Source organism: Vogesella mureinivorans (genome assembly GCF_007644035.1).
In the GTDB taxonomy this organism is placed as follows: domain Bacteria; phylum Pseudomonadota; class Gammaproteobacteria; order Burkholderiales; family Chromobacteriaceae; genus Vogesella; species Vogesella mureinivorans.
In genome coordinates this window covers 1-489 of record NZ_VMTV02000755.1, presented here as the reverse complement: position 1 = coordinate 489, position 489 = coordinate 1, and the positions used below count along the sequence as shown (strand labels likewise).

1 protein-coding gene is annotated in these 489 nt (G+C 70.1%); it reads left to right on the top strand.

Translation table 11 applies throughout. The features are described from left to right. A partial coding sequence (locus FLQ44_RS23800) for a hypothetical protein (RefSeq protein WP_206208967.1) occupies positions 1-390 on the top strand: 390 nt, incomplete at its 5' end. Between the last annotated feature and the right edge of the window lie 99 nt (positions 391-489).

The following is a 489-nucleotide window of genomic DNA, read 5'->3' as shown; positions in this document are numbered from 1 at the left end:
GGGCTGCGCGCGGCTGCTGCGCACGCGGAGGACCTGCCGGCTGCGGCGCTGCTTCCCGATGCGCTGGACCCGCAGCAGCGCTTCCGCGGCCTGCTGGTCTCGCTGATGCAGCTCAGCCTGGACCTGTGGGAGCGCCTGACCCGCAAGACGCGGATTGATCTGGCCGAGCGCAGCGGTGTCTGGCGCATCACGATTGATGAGGGCCGGCTGCGCGTGCGCGCCATGGACCGCTACCTCAGCCTCGATACGCTGCCGGAGAAGCCGCGCTGGCGCGAAGTTCTGCGCACCGCCTACTTCGTGTTGGCGGAGCTGGAGCTGACGGCGGAGCAGCGCCAGCAGATGGAGGTGTTGATCGAGGCCGTGCTGGGGGCGACTCGCAAGCGCCCCTGAGGGCGTGCGGGCAAGGCACCGTTGCCTCGTCGCCCGACTGGCCATGCCTCGCTGGAAGGGAATTCGCGATGTCGCTGGTGGGCGCAGTCGTCGCCTCAG